This is a genomic window from Treponema endosymbiont of Eucomonympha sp. (assembly GCF_001028545.1).
Map to the genome: position 1 here is coordinate 1 of NZ_BBPW01000257.1, position 870 is coordinate 870.

The 870-nt window shown below is 61.1% G+C and carries 1 protein-coding gene and 1 pseudogene; both read left to right on the forward strand.

What is annotated here, in order from left to right; all coding sequences use genetic code 11:
* Nucleotides 1–263: pseudogene (locus AWU74_RS12470) on the forward strand (hypothetical protein); the annotation flags it as partial.
* A 19-nt stretch (nt 264–282) separates the two neighbouring features.
* Nucleotides 283–870 (forward strand): ABC transporter permease (locus AWU74_RS06375; RefSeq protein WP_368853464.1); only part of this gene is annotated, 588 nt, incomplete at its 3' end.

The window sequence follows — 870 nt, forward strand, 5'->3', positions numbered from 1 at the left end:
TCACGCGGCAGCAAATGCAGGAAGACCTGCTTGCGTTGTGGGCGGACACTCGGTTTACGCTGATTTTCGTAACGCATTCCATAGACGAGGCGCTGGTGCTCGGCTCCCGCATCGTGCTTCTTTCGCCGCACCCCGGCCGCGTCGTCGACGAAATCAGCGTCGACTGGTCGGGCGCCGACTCGCGCACGCGCCCCGAATACGCCGCGCTGAAAGAAAAAATCTCCCGCACCCTCTTTAAGGATAAACTGAACCCCGTCATCTGAGGGGCAAACGGAGCGCTCTATGGAACATACGCCGAAACAAGACCCTGACGCCGAGGGCGAAATCAGCGCGCGGCGGCTTTCGCCGTGGGAAAAACTGTACCAGTGTTCCGCGTTCAGGAAGGGCGCGTTGCTCCTGCTGCTTGCGCTCGCGTGGCAGGGATACGCGGCAGCGCTCGGCAACAAGCTCATGTTCCCCACGCTGACCGATACCCTGCGCGGGCTTGCCGAAGCGGTGCGAAGCGGCGAGTTGCCCGCCCGCACCGCCGTCTCGCTCCGCGTCATCTTTTTCGCCTACCTTATCGGCGTCCTGCTGGCGGGGCTGCTCACCGTCTTTGCCGTTACGACGCGGATAGGCACCGATTTTCTGGAAATCCTTACCGCAATGTTCAACCCGCTGCCGGCAATAGCGCTGCTGCCGCTGGCTCTGCTTTGGTTCGGGCTTGGAAACCCCAGCATCATGTTCGTGATTGTTCACTCGGTGATATGGCCGGTCGCGCTCAATATCCATTCCGGCTTTATGGGCGTGAGCGGCACGCTCCGCATGGTCGGCAGGAACTACGGGCTTTCCGGCTTTCCCTTTGTGTTCAAGATACTGATTCCCGCGGCG